21 protein-coding genes and 1 pseudogene are annotated in these 24,008 nt (G+C 28.0%); 20 read left to right on the top strand and 2 right to left on the bottom strand.

Going from position 1 to position 24,008, the window contains the following annotated elements; genetic code table 4:
• The first annotated feature begins 49 nt into the window (after positions 1-49).
• Both SDAV_RS08175 and SDAV_RS08170 read left to right on the top strand, forming a co-directional pair.
• Positions 50-988 carry a pseudouridine synthase gene (locus tag SDAV_RS08175; RefSeq protein WP_114565233.1) on the top strand — a complete coding sequence of 313 codons (939 nt, stop codon included), beginning with the start codon at positions 50-52 and terminating at the stop codon, positions 986-988.
• A gap of 25 nt (positions 989-1,013) precedes the next feature.
• The gene (locus SDAV_RS08170) at positions 1,014-2,879 is read left to right on the top strand and encodes a transporter (RefSeq protein WP_114565232.1); all 1,866 of its coding nucleotides are present in this window, start codon (positions 1,014-1,016) and stop codon (positions 2,877-2,879) included.
• 24 nt (positions 2,880-2,903) lie between these two features.
• On the opposite strand, the gene SDAV_RS08165 is transcribed toward SDAV_RS08170, so the two are convergent.
• The gene (locus tag SDAV_RS08165) at positions 2,904-3,890 is read right to left on the bottom strand and encodes an NAD(P)/FAD-dependent oxidoreductase (protein WP_114565231.1); all 987 of its coding nucleotides are present in this window, start codon (positions 3,888-3,890) and stop codon (positions 2,904-2,906) included.
• 114 nt (positions 3,891-4,004) lie between these two features.
• Between SDAV_RS08165 and tsaE the strand changes: the two genes are divergently transcribed.
• From tsaE to SDAV_RS08125, 8 genes are all read left to right on the top strand, one after another.
• Positions 4,005-4,466, top strand: a complete 462-nt coding sequence (gene tsaE / locus SDAV_RS08160) for a tRNA (adenosine(37)-N6)-threonylcarbamoyltransferase complex ATPase subunit type 1 TsaE (RefSeq protein WP_114565230.1) — start codon at positions 4,005-4,007, stop codon at positions 4,464-4,466.
• A 1-nt stretch (position 4,467) separates the two neighbouring features.
• Positions 4,468-5,040 carry a tRNA (adenosine(37)-N6)-threonylcarbamoyltransferase complex dimerization subunit type 1 TsaB gene (tsaB, locus tag SDAV_RS08155; protein WP_114565229.1) on the top strand — a complete coding sequence of 191 codons (573 nt, stop codon included), beginning with the start codon at positions 4,468-4,470 and terminating at the stop codon, positions 5,038-5,040.
• Entirely contained in the window at positions 5,041-5,466 is a 426-nt protein-coding gene (locus tag SDAV_RS08150; RefSeq protein ID WP_114565228.1) for a GNAT family N-acetyltransferase, read from the top strand. It abuts the gene before it with no gap.
• A gap of 60 nt (positions 5,467-5,526) precedes the next feature.
• The gene (locus SDAV_RS08145; RefSeq protein ID WP_114565227.1) at positions 5,527-6,243 is read left to right on the top strand and encodes a YebC/PmpR family DNA-binding transcriptional regulator; all 717 of its coding nucleotides are present in this window, start codon (positions 5,527-5,529) and stop codon (positions 6,241-6,243) included.
• A 104-nt stretch (positions 6,244-6,347) separates the two neighbouring features.
• Complete coding sequence (locus SDAV_RS08140) at positions 6,348-6,962, top strand: hypothetical protein (RefSeq protein WP_114565226.1); 615 nt, start codon at positions 6,348-6,350, stop codon at positions 6,960-6,962.
• Positions 6,963-7,025: 63 nt separating this feature from the next.
• Complete coding sequence (locus SDAV_RS08135) at positions 7,026-9,053, top strand: DUF2779 domain-containing protein (RefSeq protein ID WP_114565225.1); 2,028 nt, start codon at positions 7,026-7,028, stop codon at positions 9,051-9,053.
• Entirely contained in the window at positions 9,040-9,999 is a 960-nt protein-coding gene (gene fmt / locus SDAV_RS08130) for a methionyl-tRNA formyltransferase (RefSeq protein ID WP_114565224.1), read from the top strand. The genes SDAV_RS08135 and fmt overlap by 14 nt, the downstream gene beginning before the upstream one ends.
• Entirely contained in the window at positions 9,980-10,543 is a 564-nt protein-coding gene (locus SDAV_RS08125; protein WP_245938339.1) for an ECF transporter S component family protein, read from the top strand. Before fmt ends, SDAV_RS08125 begins: the two co-directional genes overlap by 20 nt.
• 16 nt (positions 10,544-10,559) lie before the next feature.
• Here the strand turns inward: SDAV_RS08125 and SDAV_RS08120 are convergent, their stop codons facing one another.
• Positions 10,560-11,021: a hypothetical protein gene (locus tag SDAV_RS08120; protein ID WP_114565223.1), complete on the bottom strand. Its 462-nt coding sequence runs from the start codon at positions 11,019-11,021 to the stop codon at positions 10,560-10,562.
• A gap of 236 nt (positions 11,022-11,257) precedes the next feature.
• Between SDAV_RS08120 and lepA the strand changes: the two genes are divergently transcribed.
• The 10 genes and pseudogenes from lepA (at position 11,258) to pheS (ending at position 23,998) form a co-directional block, all read left to right on the top strand.
• Positions 11,258-13,060 carry a translation elongation factor 4 gene (gene lepA, locus SDAV_RS08115; RefSeq protein WP_114565222.1) on the top strand — a complete coding sequence of 601 codons (1,803 nt, stop codon included), beginning with the start codon at positions 11,258-11,260 and terminating at the stop codon, positions 13,058-13,060.
• Between the two features lie 81 nt (positions 13,061-13,141).
• On the top strand, positions 13,142-13,855 hold the full coding sequence (locus SDAV_RS08110; protein WP_114565221.1) for a hypothetical protein: 714 nt from the start codon (positions 13,142-13,144) through the stop codon (positions 13,853-13,855).
• Between the two features lie 46 nt (positions 13,856-13,901).
• Positions 13,902-15,038, top strand: coding sequence for a hypothetical protein (locus SDAV_RS08105; protein ID WP_114565220.1), 1,137 nt, complete (start codon positions 13,902-13,904; stop codon positions 15,036-15,038).
• Positions 15,039-15,826: 788 nt separating this feature from the next.
• Positions 15,827-17,155, top strand: coding sequence for an MFS transporter (locus SDAV_RS08100; protein WP_114565219.1), 1,329 nt, complete (start codon positions 15,827-15,829; stop codon positions 17,153-17,155).
• 33 nt (positions 17,156-17,188) lie between these two features.
• Positions 17,189-17,878: a M48 family metallopeptidase gene (locus tag SDAV_RS08095; protein WP_114565218.1), complete on the top strand. Its 690-nt coding sequence runs from the start codon at positions 17,189-17,191 to the stop codon at positions 17,876-17,878.
• A gap of 48 nt (positions 17,879-17,926) precedes the next feature.
• Positions 17,927-18,229, top strand: coding sequence for a hypothetical protein (locus tag SDAV_RS13435; RefSeq protein ID WP_245938338.1), 303 nt, complete (start codon positions 17,927-17,929; stop codon positions 18,227-18,229).
• Positions 18,230-18,343: 114 nt separating this feature from the next.
• Complete coding sequence (locus SDAV_RS13430; protein ID WP_245938337.1) at positions 18,344-18,523, top strand: NAD(P)H-hydrate epimerase; 180 nt, start codon at positions 18,344-18,346, stop codon at positions 18,521-18,523.
• A gap of 292 nt (positions 18,524-18,815) precedes the next feature.
• Positions 18,816-19,382: pseudogene (locus tag SDAV_RS13425) on the top strand (ADP-dependent NAD(P)H-hydrate dehydratase).
• A 68-nt stretch (positions 19,383-19,450) separates the two neighbouring features.
• On the top strand, positions 19,451-22,654 hold the full coding sequence (locus SDAV_RS08085) for an ABC transporter permease (protein WP_114565217.1): 3,204 nt from the start codon (positions 19,451-19,453) through the stop codon (positions 22,652-22,654).
• A 306-nt stretch (positions 22,655-22,960) separates the two neighbouring features.
• Positions 22,961-23,998 (top strand): phenylalanine--tRNA ligase subunit alpha, encoded by a 1,038-nt coding sequence (gene pheS / locus SDAV_RS08080; protein ID WP_114565216.1) that lies wholly within the window; start codon positions 22,961-22,963, stop codon positions 23,996-23,998.
• Positions 23,999-24,008 lie beyond the last annotated feature (10 nt).

The following is a 24,008-nucleotide window of genomic DNA, read 5'->3' as shown; positions in this document are numbered from 1 at the left end:
TAATGGTTAACTTTCATTATATAATTAATACTAGGAAAACGGGGGAAGTATGGAACCAAAAACAGTTGTTAATTTAACAGTTAAAGCAAATGATGTTAATCAAACAATTTTTAATTTTATTAAAAAAATGTTTCAAACAACTCCGTTATCAGTTATTTATAAGTTATTTCGTAATAAAAAAATTAAAGTAAATAACAAAGTAATAAAAGAACGAAATTATAAACTTCAATTAGGAGACCAAATTATTATTTTTGATAAAAATTTAGTTGTAACAGAACGAAACCAGACAGCAACTTATAATAATGTTGCACCATTATCATTACAAGTTGTTTATGAAGATGATAACATTCTTGTTGTTGATAAACCACATTGATTAGAAATGCACTCAAAGTTTCATACTTCATTAGATGCTATGGTGCAACATTATTTAATCCAAAAAGATGAATATCATCCGCAGGATGAACAGTCATTTGTCATTTCCCATGTTCATCGATTAGATAAATTAACACGAGGATTAGTGCTATATGCGAAAAATAAAATTACATTAGATTTGTTATTAGCTAAAATTAACCAAAAAGAATTTATTGAAAAAAAATATTTAGCAAAGTGTGAAGGAATTATTCAAGAAACTGATTTTACCCTTAGTGGTTATTTATATAAAGATGAAGATAAACAAAAAATGGTTTTTACTAAAACAGAGAAACCACATGCTAAAGTAGTTAAAACACATTTTAAAATTCAAGCTCAGATATCAAATGCAACGTGATTGGAAGCAACATTAATAACTGGCCGTAAGCATCAAATTCGGGCTTCATTAAGTTATTTACATCACCCCATTATTAATGATGTTAAATATGGAGCAAAACAAGAAACAAAGAAGTATATGATTGCTTTATATTCAACAACCTTAATCTTTCATCAATTGCCAGACCATTTAAGTTATTTAAATGAAAAGATTATTAAAATTCCAGAAAATATTATAAAATAAAAATATTAGGAACGAGGTGAAGTAATTGTCAACAAGAAGAGGAATTTTTAGTATTTTAATCGGGGCTTTTACTTCGTTAATTGGAACATGTTTTCAATTTACGCTAATGTATTTATTAATTCGTAGTTATGGTTCGCAGTTTAATGGGTTTGTAAAGAATAGCGTTGCAATTGTTGCTTTTTTAGGAACAGTGGAAGGTGGATTAGGAGCCATTACTGTTATTTTTTTAGTAAAACCATTGTTACAAAAAGATTGAATTAAAGCAAATGAAATGGTTAATACAGCAAAGCATCAATATAAAATATCAGGGTACATTGGTATTATTTTATTAATTGCCATTGCTGTTGGGTATAGTGCTTATATTTATTTATTTGAAAAGAATTTTAGTATTTTACAAAATGATGAAACAATTATTTATCCATTATGAAAAATGATTTTAATTGTATTTATTATTGGGTCAAAAAACTTAATTGCATTATTTTGAACGGCAGCATATGAAAACTTAATGCAAGCTGATCAAAATAATCATTTACGCCGTTTAATTTTAATGATTTGTGATTTAATCTCATATTCAATTGTTTTCTACTTAATTTCAATTGCAGTGGATCCTGTTTTTGTCTTTTTAATTTTCTTACTTTATTCTGTTATGAAAGGAAGTTTAGTTTATTTATTTATTAAGTTACATTATCCTTGAGTTCATATTGCTCGCCAACGTGATAACATGCAACTAGTTAAATCAAGTAATATTGTTGTGTTTAAAAATATTGGCGAAACATTGTTAATTAATGGTGATGTTATTATTACGGCGCTGTTATTAGGGTTACGAATATCATCAACCTTATCGTTATATATGACAATTACGGTTGGAGTTCGTAGCATTATGATGATTTTAATTAATTCCTTCCGTGAGTTTTTTGCCGCATGAACAGCAAAAAATGGTCGGGTTGATTGACAGAGTTATATGAAATTTGAAACATACGCTTTTATGATAGCTGGGTTCTTGTTTGTTAACCAATTTATTTTATCACCATATTTTGTGACAACATTGTATGCGCCACAAATTATTGAACAAATTCGAACTAGTGATTCAACATTAAATCCATGAACATCACAGGAACGTGAAATTTTTAAAAGCATCTTTTATCAGCCAACCTTTTCCTTATTAGTTGCTTTAAGCTCTGTTTTTATTGTCTTAGCTGAACCTGCAAATGTTTTGGTATATGCTAAAGCAAATTATAAACAAACCGCAATTCCGACTTTTATTATTGGCTGTCTTAACATTGTCTTTTGTTTTTTTAGTGCTTTACTATGACGTTTTGGCTTTAATAATTTAGCAGCTGCATTATATAGTATTTTAATTATTACTTGCTTAGTTAGTTTTTTGCGGTTTTTATACTTGTGATGTTATAATTGAATATTTTTAACTTATAATAGTAACTTTAAAGGTGTTTTTCGAAATTGAATGATTTTGTTAGTTCCAATGATTATTGCTATTTTAGTTAATTATTTATTTTTATCAAAAACACATAATCCTAATCAAATTTATAATATTGATTTACAGCCAGTTTGGGGATGACAAAAATTATTGAATTTCTTCTTTGGTTTAATATTTGCTTCCTTGTTTGTTATTTTTGCTAATTCAATCTTTTGAGCACCCGGTTCTGTTCGTGGTATCTTCTTACGGTTACCACTTGTTTATAAAATTTGAACTAAACGCCAAGATAAAATGCGAATTCTACGTCGTAAAAAATATGAAGATGATTTTATTACCTTAACGGAATCAGAAATGCCATATCAAAAAATGTGAGAACGAGAAGAAACTTTACGTAAAAATACGAAAAAAATAGAGAAGGATGAACCTAATAAAGAAATTTATAAGTTAACAGGCTAAAAAAATAAGTTATTACTTACTAACTTATTTTTTAATATCACTTAAATAACCAGGATGGTATTTTTGACCATAAATAATTTTTGTAATATTATAAAGCGCATTAATAGCTTCACCAAATCCAGTTACCATATTATAATATTTTCCTTCATAATAAGCACTATTTCCAGACGCAAAGATATGAGGATGATTTGTTTGCCCAGTTGGTGCAATAATAATTTTTCGCATTGGAGTTGTTGTTAAAGTTAATTGTTGCAACATTGTTGGTGCAACTTTTGCTCCATATTGAACAATAAAATAATCAGCTGTAATAGTTAATAGTTTATGTGTTGTTTCATGTTCTAATGTTAAAGCGGTAATTTTATTATCAATTGGCTCAACTGTTTTAACATGATAAGGTTTTAATTCTGTCACCTTATTTTGTTGTAATTTTTGGACATTGTTTTCTTTAGCTCGGTATAATGTTCGACGATGAATAATTGTAACATCTTTACTAATGTTATTTTCAATCAAATGATTTGCCCAATCAACAGCACTATCACCACCACCAAGAATAACAATTTTCTTGTTTGTTAAAAGAGTTGGGTTTTTAACAGCGTATCATAAGTTTTCATATTCTTGGTGAGGGTCAAGATGTTCTAGGCGAATGGGGGTAAAAACACCATTTCCACTTGTAATTAAAATTGTTTTAACTGTAAATGTTTGATTAGTTGTTAAAGTAATAGTAAAACCATCAGTTGTTGTAAGGATATTACTAATGTTAGTTTTACCAATGTATGTTATTTGCCCCGTATTTTTTTTTGCTTGGTTAATTAAATTCTCAATAAATGTTTTAGTTTTGATTTCGCCAAATCCGGGCATATCATATAATGGTTTTTCTGGATATAATTCTCATGGTTGTCCACCAGGACTATCATTTCCTTCAATTATATAGCCACTTAATCCTAACATGCCAGCACAACTCCAAGCATATAACCCAACCGGCCCAGCCCCAATAATTAAAATATCTTTCATTTATTTATAATAACCTTTCTAATTTTTCTGCACTTTAATTATTACATATTTTTCTAAAAGTATAGCACAATAATTAATTCCTAGATATAATTAGTAAAAGAGAGTGGGATATTGATGAAAATAATTGTTAAAAATGAGATAGCAACAAAACTTTTAGCTGAAAAAATTGCTCCGTTTTTAAATCCTAATTTATGCTTATTATTAGATGGACCGTTAGCCGCTGGGAAAACAACTTTTACAAAATATTTATTAAAAGCGTTAGGGGTAATTACGCCCGTTACTTCACCAACGTTTTTAATTATGCAACAGTATACGACAAATCAGCAAGTTATTATTAATCATATTGATTGCTATCGATTGTTAGGTTTAGAACAAGAAGAAGAGTGAGAAATGTATTTTGAACATTTTTCTGATAGTATTAATATTATTGAGTGACCAGCGGGAATTAGTAACCAGTTAAGTTCAAAGTACGAGGTAATTAAAATTACCATTAAGATAATTAATGAGGATGAACGAATTTTTACGATTAAAACCAACAATAAACATTTACAAAGCGCACTAGGAAAAGAGGGATAAGATGTTAAATCTATTTATTGATACTAGTACTGATTTTTTAATTTTAATTTTAGAAAAAGAACAAAAAATCATTGCTCAAGTTCACCAAAACCATGCTCGTCGTCATACTGAAGAAACATTACCAACAATTACCCAGTTATTAGGTCAGCATCAATTAAAATTAAAAGACATTAATAATTTTTATTTAACAGCTGGTCCAGGTAGTTATACTGGTGTTCGGATTCCAATGACAATTGTGAAAACAGTTAAAGTAATTAATCCGGCGATTAATGTTTATACAATTAATACATTACTTTATCAGGCGGGGCTAGATAATGTTGTTTCAATGCTTGATGCGCGGAGTGGAAAACGGTATTTTGCGGTAATTAGTAATGGTGTAGAGGTGATTCCAAGGCAAGTTCTTGATTATGAAACTTGTATTGAAATTACAAAGCAATTTCCAGGTTATGAGTTTCGTTATGATTTACAAGAAATTGATTTTGTTCAAAATTATCTTGTTCTAAAAAAGCATTTTATATTAGTTGAAGATATTTTTGATTTAGAGCCACAGTATTTAAAAAAGGATTGAAGTTAAATGGTTATTTTAAAAACAGTTAATAATAGTGATGCTTTATTATTATTTTTATTAGAACAAGAAAATTATCCACATAATTATTATAAATATCGTAATTTAATTCAAATGATTAATAACAAAAATTATCTTGTTTATAAATTAATTGTCAAAAATAATATCTATGGTTATTTTATTTTAATGCATAGTGGGGATGATTTTGAATTAATACGTTTAACAGTTAAAAAGCGTCATCACCATCAAGGTTATGGTCAACAAATATTAAAATATATTCTAACACATTTTTCATATCAACAAATTTTTTTAGAAGTAAATGAACATAATTTGGTTGCTAAACAATTATATTTAAAGCATGGGTTTAAGATTATTCGAACAATTGCTCAATATTATGGTGCAGAAAATGGATACTTAATGGTTTATCATCACTAACTTTATTTAATTTTACGGTATAATATATAAGAAAAAATTAGGTGGTAAAGGAGAGAAAAAATGGGAAGAGCATTTGAAGTTCGCAAGCAGTCAATGGCAGCAACAGCTGCAAAAAAAGCAGTATTATATAATCGTGTTGCTCGAGAAATTTATTTATCAGCACGCGAAGGAAGTGTTGATCCCAATGCTAATTTAGCATTACGGAATGCAATTGATAAAGCAAAAGTAAAACAGGTTCCACGTGATGTTATTGAACGTGCGATTAAAAAAGCAAGTGGAAACGATAATGAAAATTACCAAGCAATTCGTTATGAAGGGTATGGACCAGGAGGCAGTGCAATTATTGTTGATACATTGACAAATAATGTTAACCGCGCTGTGGCAGAAGTACGCAATTGTTTTACTAAAACAGGTGGTAAACTAGGAGTTAATGGGGCTGTCGTGCATTTATTTGATAATTTAGCAGTGTTTGCTTTTACAGGTAAAACGGTTGAAGAAGTATTAGAATTATTATTACTAGCAGATTGTTATATTAATGATGTTGTTGCTGAAGATGGACAAATTGTTGTTTATGCGCCAGGAACAGCATTTAATAGTGTTAAAAGGGCATTAGATCAAGCCGGGATTACAACATTTCAAATGGCAGAAATTACAATGCTTCCCCATGACCGGATTACTTTACATGGTGATGACGCTGAACAATTTGAAAAAATGTTAAATATGTTAGATGACATTGATGATGTGCAAGATGTTTATCATAATGTTTTCCTTGCTTAGTTCAGCGTGAAAAGCAGGAAAACAACTTGGGAAATTAGAAACAATTGAAAAATTATCGCTAATAGTGCATAATAATAGTAAAGCAAAAAGGGGTTTAGATAATAATGTCAAATTTTTTGGGTGGTAGTATGACAATGAATGTGATTTTAGTCGTAATTGTAGTCGCAGTTATTATTTTTGCAATTGTTTCTTCAATTATGGGACGAAAAGCACAACGCATTGAACGAGAAAAACGAAAAAAACAAGTTAAAGATAAAATTAAACAATATATTAAAGATACTGATAATCGTAAAAACTTAAGATTAGAATATGAAAAAGTTATTGCTCGTAAAGGAAAAGAATTTAAATATCGCGATATTTTTGATGTTATTGTTGATATTTATGAAGCAAAAACAAATGCTTTTTTAGAACAAAAAGCTTTTGAAATTGAAGGTATTTCAAAAAAAAACAGTAAAAAACAATATGAAACAACTTGAATTGTTAACCAAGAAATTGATTTAGAAGAAACAAAACATCGAATTGAAATTAGTGAAAAAAAAGTTAAGTTAACAAAAGAAGAAAAAAAAGCAGCAAAAATTACGGCAAGAAAAGAATATGAAGCACATCGTGCTGAAATGCTTAAAAAGCGTGAAGAAGAACGGAAATTGCGAAAAGCTGGACAACTTTCTGTTGATGAACGCCCAAAACCAAAACCAGAGAAATTTGTCCCTAGAAAATAAGTTCTATCTTATTTTCTTTGTCTTTAAAAAGCAAATCCGAAATAACGAAAGTGAAGTGCAATAATGGATTTAGAAATCACTTTAAAAAAAGAAGATTTTAAACGATTTAAAAAATGTTTTAAAATTGCTTGAACATTAGCTTCACGAAGTAATTTAAAAACAGTGCAAGAATGAGTGACAGCTCAAAAAATTTCGGTCTTTTTTAACTTGCAAGATAATATTAACAGTGCCAAAATTGATGAAGCTATTTTTATTGATGATTATGAAAATGAGAAGGGAAAAGGTTTATTTCAAACACATTTGTATGATTTAGCGTTAGAAACTTATTGACCAGCAGCTGAGGACACGGATAGTAATGATTTTCGAACTTTACCAGACGAGATTCAAACAACGATGGCAGATGTTCAAATTGATTTTTATCCCGGTGAAACAATTGCTGATGGGAATGAAGTTGGCCAACGCGCGCGTGAATATTTTATGCGTGATTATACCTATTTTAATTTAGAACATTACAGCAAGAAAATTGCTTTTGCAAAGACAACTGAAGCGTTAGCAAATCCAAACTATGATGTTTATTTTGAACCATCTTTTGTTTATAATAATTGTATTACAAAGTGTGATATTTTAAAGAAACTTCCAGATGGTACTTATCATTTAATTGAGGTTAAAGCTTCAACTGGTCGGAAATATGATAAAGAAGCACAAATGTATGTTGACAAGGATGTTAAGGATGAATATGGTTATGATGTTGTCTATCAGTATTATGTTTTAACTGGGGCAGGCTTAACAATTAGTCGGGTTTCGTTAATGTTGTTAAATTCGGAGTATCAACGGATTGGTGATATTGATGATGACCAGTTGTTTATGTTTCAAGATTATTATAAATTGCCAACCAAAACCTTACCGGCTATTAGTTTATTAGAATTTTGTCAGCAAATGATTACTGGACAATTTGCCAAACGTGTTGAAAAGAATCGCATCATTACTGATGATTTAGCTTTAATTAAACATTATTTTATGCAACCAGTTGAAACAATTTTTCCTTTATTTAGCAAGGAACAATGTTTCAATGGAAAAGGCGATCGTTATGGTTATTGCCAACATGTTACTAGTTATTTACCACCGCATCATAGTGTCTTTGAGTTAACCCGTGGGATGGAAAAAAAGACGTTATTAAAATATCAAGAACACATTGATTTGTTAAAAGATATTGTGTTACCATTTACCTTTAAACAATCAACGCGACAAAAAAAGCCAATTTTATTTTCAGAAAAACAACAACGCCAAATTCTTGCTGTTCAAGATAATGCCCCAGTTGTTAATCCAAAGAAGGTTGCTATTATTAATCAAATTTTAGAACAGTATCAGTATCCAATATATATGTATGATTTTGAAACAATGAAAGCGGCAGTTCCTCGCTTTGATTATTCATATTCTTATCAGCAAATTCCGTTTCAATATTCAGTCCATCTTATTAAAGATAATCACTTTGATTATCAAGATGAAACGACAATGGAACATTATGCCTTTTTAGCAGATGGTGAAGGTGATCCACGTTTAGCACTAATTAAACATTTAGTTACTGATTTATTTAGACATGGCGGAGGGGTTTATGTTGCTTATTATAAGAGTTTTGAATGTAAGGTTTTAGCCGAATTAATTAGTTATTTAACAATCTTAATTAATCAAAGTCTTAATGAGGAACTTATGACAACTTATCAAGATTGACAAAAAAAATTAAGGATTATTCGAAATAAAACAATTGATTTAATGGATTTTTTTCAGGACTTTATGATTTATAAAAAAGAATTTTATGGTTCAGTTTCAATTAAAAAAACACAACCAGCATTTGATAATCAATTTACTTATCAAGCATTAAAGGTACAAAAAGGTGATATGGCCAGTGAAATCTTTCGTCGTCGGGTGGAGAATAATATTCCAATCACCATTTGACAAAAATCATTTCGAGGAGAAATGTTAAAATATTGTAATCGGGATACATTAGCAATGGTTGTTATTTATCAACATATTGTTCGTTTAATGGGATCTTTAACACCAATTAAGGGAGGAAAAAAAGATGCAGAAATATAGAGTAATTTTTATGGGAACGCCAATCTTTGCAACAGCTGTTTTAAAAGCTTTACAAAAGTTAGCGCCAACAATTGAAATAATTGGAATTGTTACCAAACCTGATCGTAAAATTGGACGTCAGCAACTTGTTCAATTTTCTCCAGTCAAAGAATTTGCCTTAACAAATCAGATTCCTGTTTTTCAACCAGAAAAAATTAATGATCTTTATACAGAGTTAGGAACTTTCCAACCAGATGTTATTGTAACGTGTGCTTATGGGCAATTTATTCCAGAGCGAATTTTAAAATTAGCACGTATTAATTGTATTAATGTTCATGCTTCATTATTACCAAAATTACGTGGTGGGGCACCTATTCATAAGGCTATTATTTATGGTGAGCGAGAAACGGGGATTACACTAATAAAAATGATTAAAAAAATGGATGCAGGAGAAATGTATGTTCAAACAGCAATTCCAATTAGTGCCACCGAAACAGCCTCATCTTTGCATGACCGGTTAATGGTTTTAGCAGGCACAATGATTGAAAAATATTTATTAGATATTATTACTGGTAAAATTAAAGGAACACCACAGGATGATAGTCAAGCAACATTTGCTTATAATATTACACGTGATGAAGAAAAAGTAAATTGGTTTTTACCAAAACAAAAAATTGTTGACCAAATTCGTGGATTATATGCATGACCAATTGCTTATACAACTGTTAATAATATTTATTATAAATTGCACCAAGCAATGATTACTTTAGAGCCATTAGCGGAAAAAGACGCTGATTTTGTAAATGGGACAATTATTGATATTTCAAAATTAGGGATTAAAGTTAAAGTTGAAGATGGTTATTTGCTAATTACGCGTTTACAACGCGAGGGAAAAAAAGTAACTGATGCTAAAAATTACTATCATAATGCCTCGTCAGAAATTATGGTTGGAAATATTTTTATTTAAAATGTATCGTTTAAAATCACTAAAATATTTAGCAACAACAGGATTAATTACTGCTTTGTTAGTAGTTATTGCTTATATTTCACAATTTATTCAGTTCAATTTTGGTGTTGGTAAAGGGATTATTCAGTTAGCAGATGGGTTATTTTTAGGTTTAATAAAGTTAATCAAAGGACCAATGTTATTAATTAGTGGTATTTTGTATGTAACAATTATTGATCTTGTTACCGGCGGTTTTATTTTTATTCCTATTTCAATTTTAATTAGAATTTTAATGTTTTTAATTACTTATTTTGGTGCTCGCATTTTAAGTCGCTATGGTGCTATTTTTGTTAGTTCTTTAATGTTATTATTATATGTTTTGTATAGTTATTTCTTATTTGGGCCTGATGTTGCAATTGTTGAATTAATTGCTGATGCAATTCAAATTGCTGTTGCAACAATAATGGGAATTACGTTAGCAATTGTTTTTGTTCAGATTAATGAGCATAGTACAAATAAAATTTGAGATGATGAACAATTTTGACATTATAAAAAGAGTAATTAGTACATAATTACTCTTTTTATAATGTTCGTGCGGACAAACTAATAATTTTTAATGTTTCTTCAATTTTATCTTTTAAATAATTTAAGTAATAATAATTAATGATTGATTCTCGTAAAATTTTAAGTTTGTTGCCATAATTACTTTGTAGTTGTTTTTCACAATATTCAAAAGTTCGTAAATTTTTTTGTCGCATGTTTAAATTAACTTTAAAATGTTGTCGATATAATTTCCTATATTCATTAAGGGCATTACTAATACGGTTATGAATAAATTCCTTACTATGATTAATAACACGCATAATTTGGTAAATTAACCCTTCATGTTGTTGCAGCTTAATTTGTTTTGTATTAAAAGTTTTTAAATTTTTTAATAATGTATACAACCAATCTTTTTTTGTATCAGAAATTTTTTCAACATTCGTAATTAAAGTTACTTCAGCCATTAACTGATTGTAATATTCTGTAAAGTTAGTACTCACAAGTATTCCCCATTCCGTTATATTAACAAACACTAATAATTTTATCTTTTTTTAAAAATAATTGTTTCAGAGTTTCATTTTTTAAATTGTATAATATATTATATTGTATTTATTTTAAAAATTCAATGTGACTATAATTATTTATTATTAAAACCTGCTATTTCAGGTTATTTTGCTAAAATTATGTATAATAATATCAGAGATGTAACTGTTTATAGAAAGGGTTTTAATTTTAAATGGATAAAAAATTAATTCGTAATTTTTCAATTATTGCTCATATTGACCATGGTAAGTCAACCTTAGCAGACCGGATTTTAGAATTAACAGGGACAGTTGAAAAACGAGAAATGCAAGAACAATTATTGGATTCAATGGATTTAGAACGTGAACGAGGAATAACAATTAAATTAAATTCTGTTCAGTTAAAATATCGTGTTCAAGATCAACAAGAGTATATTTTTCATTTAATTGATACACCAGGGCATGTTGATTTTACCTATGAAGTTTCACGTAGTTTAGCAGCTTGTGAAGGAGCAATTTTAGTTGTTGATGCAGCACAAGGAATTGAAGCCCAAACATTAGCAAATGTTTATTTAGCAATTGATAATAATTTAGCAATTATTCCTGTTATTAATAAAATTGATTTACCATCTGCTGATCCAGACCGTGTCAAAGAAGAAATTGAAAATTTAATTGGAATTCCAACAACAAATGCACCATTAATTAGTGCTAAGACAGGGTTAAATATTGAACAGGTCTTAGAAGCAATTGTTAAAGATATCCCTGCGCCGTTAGAAGGCGATGATAATAATCCATTGCAAGCATTAATTTTTGACTCATATTATGATAAATACCGTGGTGTAATGGTCTCAATTAGAGTTAAACAAGGAATTGTTCGCGTTGGTGAAAAAATAAAATTAATGAATACTGGTGCTGTTTATGAAGTTACTGAATTAGGAGTTAAAACACCAAAAGAAGTTAAAAAAAACCAATTAGTTGCTGGTGAAGTAGGTTGATTAGCAGCAAGTATTAAAATGGTCCGTGATGTTCGGGTTGGTGATACGATTACAACCGTTGCTAATCCAGCTCAACAGCCATTACCAGGATATAAAAAAATGAACCCAATGGTATTTTGTGGATTATATCCAATTGATTCCGCTAAATATAAAGATTTAAAAGAAGCTTTAGAAAAAATTCAGTTATCCGATGCTTCCCTTGTTTATGAACCAGAAACATCACAAGCATTAGGTTTTGGTTTTCGTTGTGGCTTTTTAGGATTATTACATATGGATGTTATTCAAGAACGGTTAGAACGAGAATATAATTTAGAATTAATTGCAACTGCTCCATCGGTAATTTATCATGTTTATTTAACAAATAAGGAAATGATTAGTATTAATAATCCAAGAGAATTACCAGCTGTGCAAAAAATTGATCGCATTGAAGAACCATTTATCAAAGCAACGATTATGACTCCTGAGCAATATATTGGTTCATTAATGGAATTATGTCAAAATAAACGTGGAAAATATGCTAATTTAGAGTATATTGATAATACGCGGCGAATTTTAACTTATGAAATGCCATTAAATGAAATTGTGTTTGATTTTTTTGATCGGTTAAAATCAATTAGTAAAGGTTATGCTTCGTTAGATTATGATTTTATTGGTTATCGTCCTAATAAATTAGTTAAAATGGATATTTTATTAAACAATGAAATTATTGATGCTTTATCAATTATTGTTCATCGTGATTTTGCTTATGGTCGTGGTAAAGCCTTATGTGCAAAATTAAAAGAAATTATCCCTCGGCAAAATTTTGAAGTTCCAATTCAGGCAGCCATTAATCATAAAATTATTGCACGAGAAGATATTAAAGCAATGCGTAAAAATGTCTTAGCAAAATGTTATGGTGGTGATATTACTAGGAAAAAGAAATTATTGGAAAAACAAAAAGAAGGAAAAAAACGAATGAAAGCAATTGGCTCAGTTGAAGTCCCCCAAGAAGCTTTTATGGCTGTTTTAAAGTTAGATGATTAATTGCTATTGTTACCAAATTTTTTATTAATAAAAAGTGATATAATTATTTAAAGGTATTAATTATAATAAAAGGTGATAACAATGAATCTAAAACATAATAATTTTTATCATAAGTTTCTTAGCTTCTTTTTATTAGCATTATTATTTTATATTTTTTTCTTTTGAGGAATTGGAATTATTTATCCAGTAAATAATTTTGTTTTCGATAATGTTCTTTTTAATTTAGCCTATGTATTATTAATTTCCTTTGTTTCTGTTTTTGTCGTAGGGATTTTAATGCAAATTTTAATTAATTTCCGCTTATATCAATGATCATTTGACCATTATAAATTATTGATTAAAACAAATTGATTTGTTCTTTTAACATGATTATTAAATTTAATTTTATTAACAATAACATTAGCTTATAATTTTCAACGTTATATTAATTTAGTTCAAAATCAACATTTGGCACGAATTACGTATTTAATTTTATTAAATTTATTTTATATTTTTTATCTTATTATTAGTTTATCATTATTATTAACAATTGCACTAGTTATTATTTATGGATTTTATCTTAAAAAAATTACTTTTTTTGTTATTTGAACTAACACGGAAATTTATAATGAATTATTTATAAATAACTTTACAATTGATCCATTTGCTGCGCTGATTAGATTTTTGCAGCAAATGAAGATTGTAGTAATTATTAAATTACTCATTTGTCGCACATTTTTAAAAGCGCAATTACGAAAAACAAAATTATTAATTCAATTCAAAAAGGAGAATTGTCCACCCTTGCTTTGTTTATAATAATATTTTTAAATAATTTATTTTTAGAATAGAGGAGCTTTTAGGTATGAAAAAATTAATGATTATTTTAGCATCCCTAACATTTACTTCGGTTTCTATTGCTTCAGTTGTTAGTTGTACTAATGTTGTTGATATTACACAAAAAACCAATTATCATGTTATCCCAAATGTTGCTAGTATTAAAGCAACTATTCAAAAGTTAAATTATAATGCAGATAATTTTGATGTTGATCTTGCCCCGGGGATGAAAACAGCAATAATTCGTTCAATGCCAGATGTTACGAATCAACCATTTTTAACAAAAAAAATTAATTTGGATTGAACAACAAATGATTTAACAAAAATTATTACGTTCACTTCATTACCATATTCAGAAGAATCAGTTGGTAAACCTGCTGATCCTGCTCGTGTTTTAGCAGTGATTAATGTCTTAAATGGAACAAATTTTACGAGTGATGATGTCCAAATTATTATGGAAGGTAATAATTATAAAATGATTGCAAAAGAAGGCAGTAATTTTAATGGTGAATTAGAAATTATTTCAGAAGCTGTTACTTTTGACCAAGTGTATCCAGTTGTTAACCTAGGAAATGTCTATTTAAATAGTTCTATATATAATAATTGAAAAAAAGATCCAACCGGAAATAAATTAATTATGGCAGCAGCCCTAATGGAATTTACTGGTGATCGTAATCGTTTTTGTGCTTTTTATAGTCAAGCTATTATGCAAGCCTTTATGCGAGGCGGTATCTTAGATATTACCATTGATGATCAATTCAACGGTACTTTTTACTTAAGTGGTAGTGTCCCTAATATTTTCAATGATTCGAATGTTACTTTTAAATTTCATGTTATTTTAGATCACCGTAAATATTTAAATTATAATAATGAAAAACCAAAAAATATGGCACAAATTAAAGTTAGCCTAACTGAAACATATACTGGAAATAATTTAAATGACATTCGTTATGCTGTTGTTAAAGAACTGTTGGGAAAAGATTTTGCCGAGCAGTATAAAGACTTATGATATGATGAATTTTTAGTTGACAAACCATATATTCCAGATAAAAAAGAACTTGTTTTTCGAGCAAAACCAGGTTCAAAAATTTTAGCATCGTCTGATAAAATGGCATCAATTTTAACAAAACAGCCGTTTTATCAAATTATTGCAACATTACAATAAAAAAATAAAAAGAAGTAATTACAATTGAAAAAAGTGTTAGGATAAAACTAGTTTTAAATAAAACTAGTTTTTAATTTTTAAAGTAAATTATCTTGTTGAAAATAAAATAATATATTATATAATGTAATTGGATATACGTTATTTTGATGCAAGATTATAAAGTTTAACATTTATTTAATGGTTAGTTAGCAATTAGTAACTAATTCATTTTACTTTTAAATTTATCAATCTTCTGGAATTCTGGTAGGGTGGTTGGGATGTTAAGCGAAAGGATATAGATATTTTTTTAATGTATTAAAATATCAAATATCAATTAACAAAACTATTAACTTTCAATTGTTTCAGAATAATAATTAAAAATAATTACCTTGTCTATTTTATAAAAAACAAACTAGTCTGTAAAATGATTTGTGATAAAAATATATCCATTCTTTTTTTTATCCTTTAAACTAAGTAGCAAATCAATTTTTAATAAACATAATATATATACCCTGAATTATTTAATTATTTCTGAACAAATATAATTATCAAAATAATAAACATTACCCTGAGTGAAAGTTGTGTTACAATTATGTGAAGTGATACTAGTTTTAAATTAAAACTAGTATCTTTTTTATTTTTAAAATTTTAAATTGTTTTTTCTGTTGGATTTTGTTTTAATTAAAATGATAAATAACAAACGATTTTTACATTTTATTATTGGTTTTGATAGAAATAGGGTATAATTATCGTATATACCTAAATAATATATGTATGGTTTTTTTATGGTTAAAAGATAGGTGAAAAAAATGGAGAAATTACGTAGAGTGTCATTAACTTTCTTAACAATTGGCGGAATTTTTAGTGCGTTACTGTTCGGAATATTAATTATGCTAGCAAATAAAATTAATAATCAAATGTTTTTTTATAATGCTTCATATATGCTATTACACGATATTGCTCTTTTAGTTTTACAGTTTTCAAATATGACAGTATATAATAATGTTATGGCAAACCCAGAATTATTTGGGGGGATTTTAATTGGAAGTTCTAGTTTTTTAGTATTGCTGTATTTAATTCCAAATTATTTATCAAAAAATAATGGTTATAAAATTTTTGGCATAAGTGGCGCTTTTGTTATTGGATTAATATCTTGCATTTTATTAACAATGGCTGTTGTACTTGCTGGTCAACCAATAAGTGCTAAAACTGGTTTAAATATTTTTAAGTTAAATTTACCAATTAATTCAGGTTTTATTTTGCTATTTATTGGACCAGTCTTAACCTTCTTTGGTAGTTGCTTTGCAATAGCTTATTATCATACAACACGAAAAGCAAAATCATTAACACAAGATCAAAAAAATCGTTTAACAGCAATTAATTTTGAAACTGGTAAAATTGGTGCTCGTGGGTTAACACCACAAAAAGAAATGGTTAATCAAGCTGAACTTACTCATATTGAAGAAACAAAAACTCCTCTTAACAACAAATCAGTTTCAACAACAAATGATTTAAAAGCAAAAATAGCATTATTGAAAGCAAAAATGGCTCGGAATGCTCTTTTACATGAGCAAGGTGAAGGACATCTTGTTCCAGAGGAAGAAGATAATAATTCTGATAATTCAAAACCAACAATTCGTGTTGGTGCAGAAGGCCAATATTTACGCACAATTAAAGAGGGTGAAGGAATTGTTGATGAATCACCAGCAGGATTACTTATTGAACAAGAAGGTGACTTTGTGAAAAAAGGTGATATTATTAAACATCGTGATTATTCAGCTCCTATTTTTAGTGCGGAAACTTCGTCTTCAAAAGGAAATTTCAATGCCTATGATTCAATTATTATTCCAAAATCAAAACAACATATGTCATTAGATAAAACAGAATTAGCAGAACGAATTGGTTCGGTTTCAAAACCAAGTGGTAAGCAACGCATTAATTCCAATGCCCGTGTTGATAGTTTTTATGATGGTAAAGTTTTTTTAGGTGATATTGATAAAATTTGAACAGCAGGAAAAAAATACCGTGAAGATATTACAAAAAAACCAGCAACTAATAATTCTTTACAATCATCGGATTTACACCATAATTTTGAGAATGAAAATGAAAATGATGATAAAATAGATGATAATCATTAATTAATCCATATTTATGATAGGGGGAGTAATAGCATGGCATTGGAAAAAGTGATACCATATCAGGGCAACTTAATTAAATATGATTTAATTATTAAAGAACAGAAGAATATTGTGTTGAATGTTAATAATGGCAAAATTAAAGTATCGGCCCCTAGTTATGCCCATGATTGGGAAATTGAAACTCTAATTTATAAAAATATTAAAAAAATTATTACGGTAATTAATGTTCACGATAATTATCAAAAGATTGTCATTAATCCAAACGGAACAGGTTATGTTTATGTTTTTAATGAAAAATATCCGTTGCAATTAACCAATGAAAATATTCATACAAAAATTATTAATCGACAATATTTTTTATTAAAAGATGCTGGTAGTTATGATGAAAATGTTAAAAAGTTACACCATTTTTTAAAACCAAAATTTAGTTATAAATTTGAACAGTTATTAAATAAATGAGCAAAAATAATGAATTTATCTTATAAAAATTTAACAATTAAAGCAATGGTTCGTAAATGAGGTGTGTGTTATCCACAAACGGAAAAAATTGTTTTAAATACAAAGTTAATTCATTTTGATCCAACAGTATTGGAATATGTAATTATTCATGAATTATCACATTTAGTTCATCATAATCATTCTAAGGCGTTTTGATATCGTGTTGAAAAATATATGCCAAATTATCGTGAAAAAGTTGAAATTTTAAAAAAACCAGGAATCTAATATGGTTTCCTTTTTAATTTAAAATAAATAAGTAAGGAGTTAAGAAATATGCTTTATATTAGTAATCAAAAAGACACTAAAAATCTTGAAAATTTTATTTTTAATCAATTTGATATTTCAGCAGTTAAATTAATGGCGAAAGCAGCCGAGGGTTTATTTCATCATTTGAATTTAGCAGTTCATAGTTTTTTAATTTTAGCTAACATTGGTAATAATGGTGGGGATGGTTTTTGTTTAGCAAAATTAATTAGTGATTATGATGGAACAAAAAAGATCCATATTCATATTTGCACTGATAAAAAACCTTTGATACTGCTAAAACCCAAGAAGTGGCATATTATTATTCATTAGTTAAAAAGTTGCGAAATGTAACAATGACCTTTCTTGATGATAATATTGATGCAGTAATTTTATGAACTGATATTATTTATTGATTGCATTTTTGGTATTGGTTATCATGGAAAAATGCCACCTGCCATTGCTGAAATTATTAAAAAAGTTAATGAAAGTCAAAAATATGTTTTAGCATCTGATATTCCAAGTGGAATTGAAAATGATAGTGCAACAATTCCAACAATTGCAATTAAGGCTAATGGGGTTTCATCAGCAAGAAATCAATTGTATTTGCGCGAAATTAATTGATAACAACTTATTTTATACGGATAGTGTCCAATTACATTCCCGCTCACTAATTTCACACAAAGGCATTTATGGAAATTTACTTATTTTTGCTTCAAGTTTAGAATATTTAAATGCTGGGACTTTAGTTGCTAATATGGCATTAAATGCTGGAATTGGCCTAGTAATTTGAGCATTATCCCCAGAATTATTGGGAAAAACCAATAATACTGCTCCATAAATTACGTTTTGTGATGCTTCTGATCGAATCCGAATTTTAGATTTATTAACAAACAAAGTTAATGTAGTTGTCTATGGAATGGGAAAAGGAAAAACAGAACGGACATATAATACTTTAAATTATATTTTAGATAATTATAAAGGATCAATTGTTGTTGATGATGATGGAATTAATGTTCTAGATGTCCCATTATTACGGAAATTACGTGGGCGATCAATTTTAACACCCCATGCATTGGAATTATCACGTTTAATTAATAAAAGTGTGCCAGAAATTTTAAGTAATTAAATTAATATTGCAAAAGAATTTGCTAATAAGTATAAAATTATTTTTGTTTTAAAAGGATATCAATCAATTATTACGGATGGTAATCGCGTGTATATTAACGGTACCGGTAATCCATATATCGCTGTTGCTGGTATGGCTGGTATGGGTTATACGCTAACTGGTTTAATTGCTAGTTTAGTTGGTCAAGGTTATGAATTGTTTGAAGCAGCAATTGTTGGAACGTATTTACACGGGTTAGCTGGTGATGAAATTTCACAATACAAAAAACCAGTGTTACCAACAGACATTATTGATCAAATTGGTTTTGTTTTAGCAGAGCTTATTGGAAGTGACGATTCGCTTAATTTTAAAAAATAGTTATTTTGGTTATTTCGGTAACTTTTGAATTTGTTATAATTTATTAAAATGAAAGATGGAGAATAATAATGCGCCAAATTTTAAAAAGTTATTTAAAATCATATTTTAAAAATTGAATTGAAGCCGGAGGTTTAATTCTTTTTATTATCATTATTATTGCAACAATTGCCGGAATTTTATCAGGTGCTTTACAATATAAAATAAAATATAATGATTTAGTATATACATCTGAACAATGAGATTATAGTTTTAGTGTTGAAGATTATAAACCTAATTTTATGGAAGATTATTATTTACATAATAAGTTTATTGATAAAAATAAGCAAGAAATTAATGTTACAGGAGTTCCCCAAGCAATTTTAAATGAAAACAGTAGTTGGTGAAAAACAACAAAAAGTGTGTGTGGTACTCTTGCAAGTCCAGAATTACAGCAAATTTGTTCAACAAGTCAAATTATTACTAAATTAGCGGAAGTTGCGCAATATCGAGGAATGAAGCAAAATATTGATGGTGTTAATCCGATTGGCTATCTTTATTTTAAAAAATTTAATTGAAACCAACCAAAAGAAATGGTAACACGGTTATTACGACAAAAAAATTTTCCAGAATATTCTGTTGGTGTTTTTGAAACTATTTCTTTTAAACAAGAAAGCGGTTCAAATTATACTTTAAAGATTACTCCTGCGGTAGTACAAAATCTAGAACAGACAGCCGCCGTTAATTTTAACCAATTGAAATTATACAAAGGACAGTTGCCAACAGTAGATAATGAAGCGGTTGTTAGTAGTTTATTTGCAGAGCAAAATCATTTAAAAATTGGAGATATTTTTCCAGTCATTCGGAACAACCCAAATTTTAATTTAAAAATTGTTGGAATTGGAAATAATTTAGATAATTTTATTAAGCGGACAAATTTAAAAATTAATAGTAGCAATGATATTCGGAAATACGGTGTATTATTTACAACTGAGCATTTCCAAACTCAATTGCAGGATGCAAATGTTCGTGGTGAGTTAGGGAATATTATTTTAAATCCAAGTCAAAAAATTTTAATTAAATTAAATTCAACAAATGCAATTTTAACTTTAAAAGAAAATTTAGCACAGGGTTATATTAATCCAACAGCAACTTTAATTCCATATGAAAATAGTGATATTGCAATGCAAACGCAAAATATTAATATTCAAATTATTTTGTATAGTGCAATTGGTTCGGTGTTGTTATTTTTAGGTTTTATTTTTATTAATTATACAATGAAAAAAGAGATGAATAAAAATCGTCGTCAAATTGGAATTTTTAAAGCTTTTGGTTATCAAACAACGGAATTATCATGAATTTTTTCAACAAAGTTTTTTGTCACGATGCTATTTGGTATTATATTAGGATATTGTGTTAGTATTCCTATTCAGTTATATGTTAATACATTATATACAACAGGATTATTAATTCCATTTAAATTAATTTATGTTTCCTGATGATTTATGCTAATTTTGTTTTTAGTTATCCCCATCTTTTTTACTACTTTATCATTTTTATTTACAATGAGTTATTTAAACAAACCAAGTTTATTATTAATTAATGGTGCTGGAAAAATGCATTTTTATGGTTTAATAATTGGGATTAAAAAAATTTTTAGTAAAACAAGTTTCTTGTTTCGAATTCAATTAGCATTTACTTTAAAAGGATTTTGAAAATGAATGATTGTAATGTTTATTTTCTTTATTTCTTCATTACTCTTTATCATTCAATTTAATGCATCTGATATTTTTCGACAAATTGTTTATTCGTTTAGTAATGTTTATCAAAAAGATGTTGACCATCGCTTCCAATTTCCAAGTTTATTAACAATGGCAACAAGTCATCGAACTCCAACAGGAGAAGAAAAATTAAAATTAATAAATAATAATCATTTTCGAGTGTTACCAACAAGTAATGTTGAACAAACCCAAGCTGTTTCATTAGCAAAATTTAGTGAATTAGCAACAGCGATTCATCATAATCCGATGGATATGGAATTATGACAAAAACTCTTTCTTTATCAACCAATTTATCAGTCAGTTTATTTAACTGATTTAATTCAAGTTGTTAAAGATATAACAAATATAACAGGAGGAAATTTACCAGATTGAGGAAAAAATATTGTTAATTTAAGTAATCTGATTGACCAGACACATATTAAGACAGTTGTTAGTTTTAATACATTGTATTATAATCCTCAAACAGAATTGCCAGTTCTTAATTTAGCTGTAACTCCAAGTAATCGTGAAACAGCAGTAATTAGTGATCTTAATTTAAAAGGGATTGAACCAAATACTTGGACAAATTTTTATCAAATGGAAGGTGTTAACAAAAAGGTTATTAACGAATTGTTTGCAGCACCATTAACAAGAACACAAATTCCTGCAATTATTTCAGAAAAAATAGCTAAATTAAATAATTTAAAAATTAATGATACTTTTGAATTTACTGTTAAAAATGTAAGATCTACGTATAATATATCAATTGCTGTAAAGGGAATTAATAAAAATGATACAATACGAAGCAATGTTTTTATTAATGCTAATACTATTCGGTTTTTATTTTATGATTTTAACGAAAAACCAGTCCCAAATGATTTTTATGATGGAGTTATTTCTAAGGAAAAAATGATTTATGATAAGATCAACCCAAAAGAATTGCTAATGGGGAAACAAGATTATAAGATTACATTGCAAAACTTAACAATTAATATTTTTAACCATGATATTACGGATAATTTAGGAAAAATTATGACAACAATAACTAGTGATGGTAGTGATATTAGTATCTTTACGGGTCCAAATAATGTTGAATTAATTACCTTGCAAAAATTATTAGCATCGGCAGGCTTGGGGATGTTAAATGATTCATTGTTAATTTTACAAATATTAAATGGAATTATTATTTTCATTATTTTAGCAGTTATTACTTCTTCTGTAATTGATGAAGCTAGCTCAGTTATTTTAACAATGCGAGCCTTAGGATATAAACCACGGCAAGTAAACTTTATTGTAATTGGTAATTATGTTCTTGGTGTTTTATTTACATTCTTCCTGGCATATGTTATTTCCTTACTAATTTGGTACTTTGCTGTTAACATTATTTTAGAACAGTTTAAATTTGTTATTAATTTACCATTAAATTGACAAACACCATTAAAAGTTGGAACTATTATTACTATTATTTTAGTTCTATCATGACTATTATCTATGTATTTAGTAAAAAAACAAAAACTAAATGAATTAACTGAGTAAAATAGGTTATAATAAAATTATAAAATTTCAGATTAAATCGTTGATTTAGGAATAGTAATTAATATGCTTATCGTCAGAGAGGTTATGATTGGTGCAAATAACTGGTGAGATATTAAGGAATTCACCTAATGAGAGCTGCTAATCCCAGCCGGATTATTTAATATAAATGATTCGTTAACTTTAATTAAGACTATTTATTAGTAAAAAAAGGATGGTACCGTAAGAAATTGCTCCTTGTTTATATTTTTTTAATATAGACAAGGATTTTTCTAACTTAATTAGACTTCAGCAAGAAAGGATTAAACAATGGAAAAAGAATTAGACTTATTATTTACCCAAGCAACAAAAAACATTAAAGCAGCACAAACAGTGGCGGAAGTTAATGCCGTTCAATTAAAATATTTAGGGAAAAAATCAATGTTGAATGATTTATTGAAAAAAATGAAAGATTTAACACATCAAGAACGTTTAACAATTGGTCAAAAAGCAAATCAAATTAAAGGAGAATTAACTGAATTATGTCAAGTTAAAAAAACCGAATTAGAAAATGCTTTATTAATTGCGACAATTGAACAAGAAAAAATTGATTTATCATTACCAGGATATAATTTAGTATTAGCAACAAAGCATCCATTAAACCAAGTTATTGATGAAATTTCGCAATTATTTCAAGAATTAGGATATGATATTGTGTTTGGAACTGAAGTTGATGATGATGAATATAATTTTCAACGCTTAAATTTACCATTAGGACATCCAGCTCGTGATATGCAAGATACATTTTATTTGTCTAAAAACACATTATTACGAACACACTGTACCAATATGACAGCCCGTGCAATTTCACAGATGAAAAGTAAAAATGAAATAATTGCAATGATTTCAACTGGAAATACTTATCGCCGTGATGATGATGATTCTACACATTCACATCAATTTATGCAAGTTGATGGGTTTTTAGTTGCCCCAAATATCACTTTTGCTAATTTAAAATGAACAATTCAATACTTTTGTCAACGGATGTTTGGTGAAGCAACACAAATCCGTTTACGGCCAAGTTTTTTTCCATTTACAGAACCATCTGTTGAAGTTGATGTTACTTGTGTTAATTGTCAAGGTAAAGGTTGTTCAATTTGCAAGCAAACTGGTTGAATTGAGATTATGGGCTCTGGGATGATTAATCCGCTTGTTTATCAAGCATGTGGACAAGATCCAGCATTAACTGGCTTTGCCTTTGGCATTGGGATTGAACGAATTGCGATGTTAAAATATGGGATTGATGATATTCGTCGTTTTTATACAAATGACATCCGCTTTTTAGAACAATTTAAGAAATTTGATTAGGAGGTTTAAA

This window comes from Spiroplasma phoeniceum P40, assembly GCF_003339775.1.
Classification (GTDB): domain Bacteria; phylum Bacillota_I; class Bacilli_A; order Mycoplasmatales; family Mycoplasmataceae; genus Spiroplasma; species Spiroplasma phoeniceum.
The sequence above is the reverse complement of the archived record's forward strand: the minus strand, read 5'-3'. Positions and strand labels throughout refer to the sequence as shown.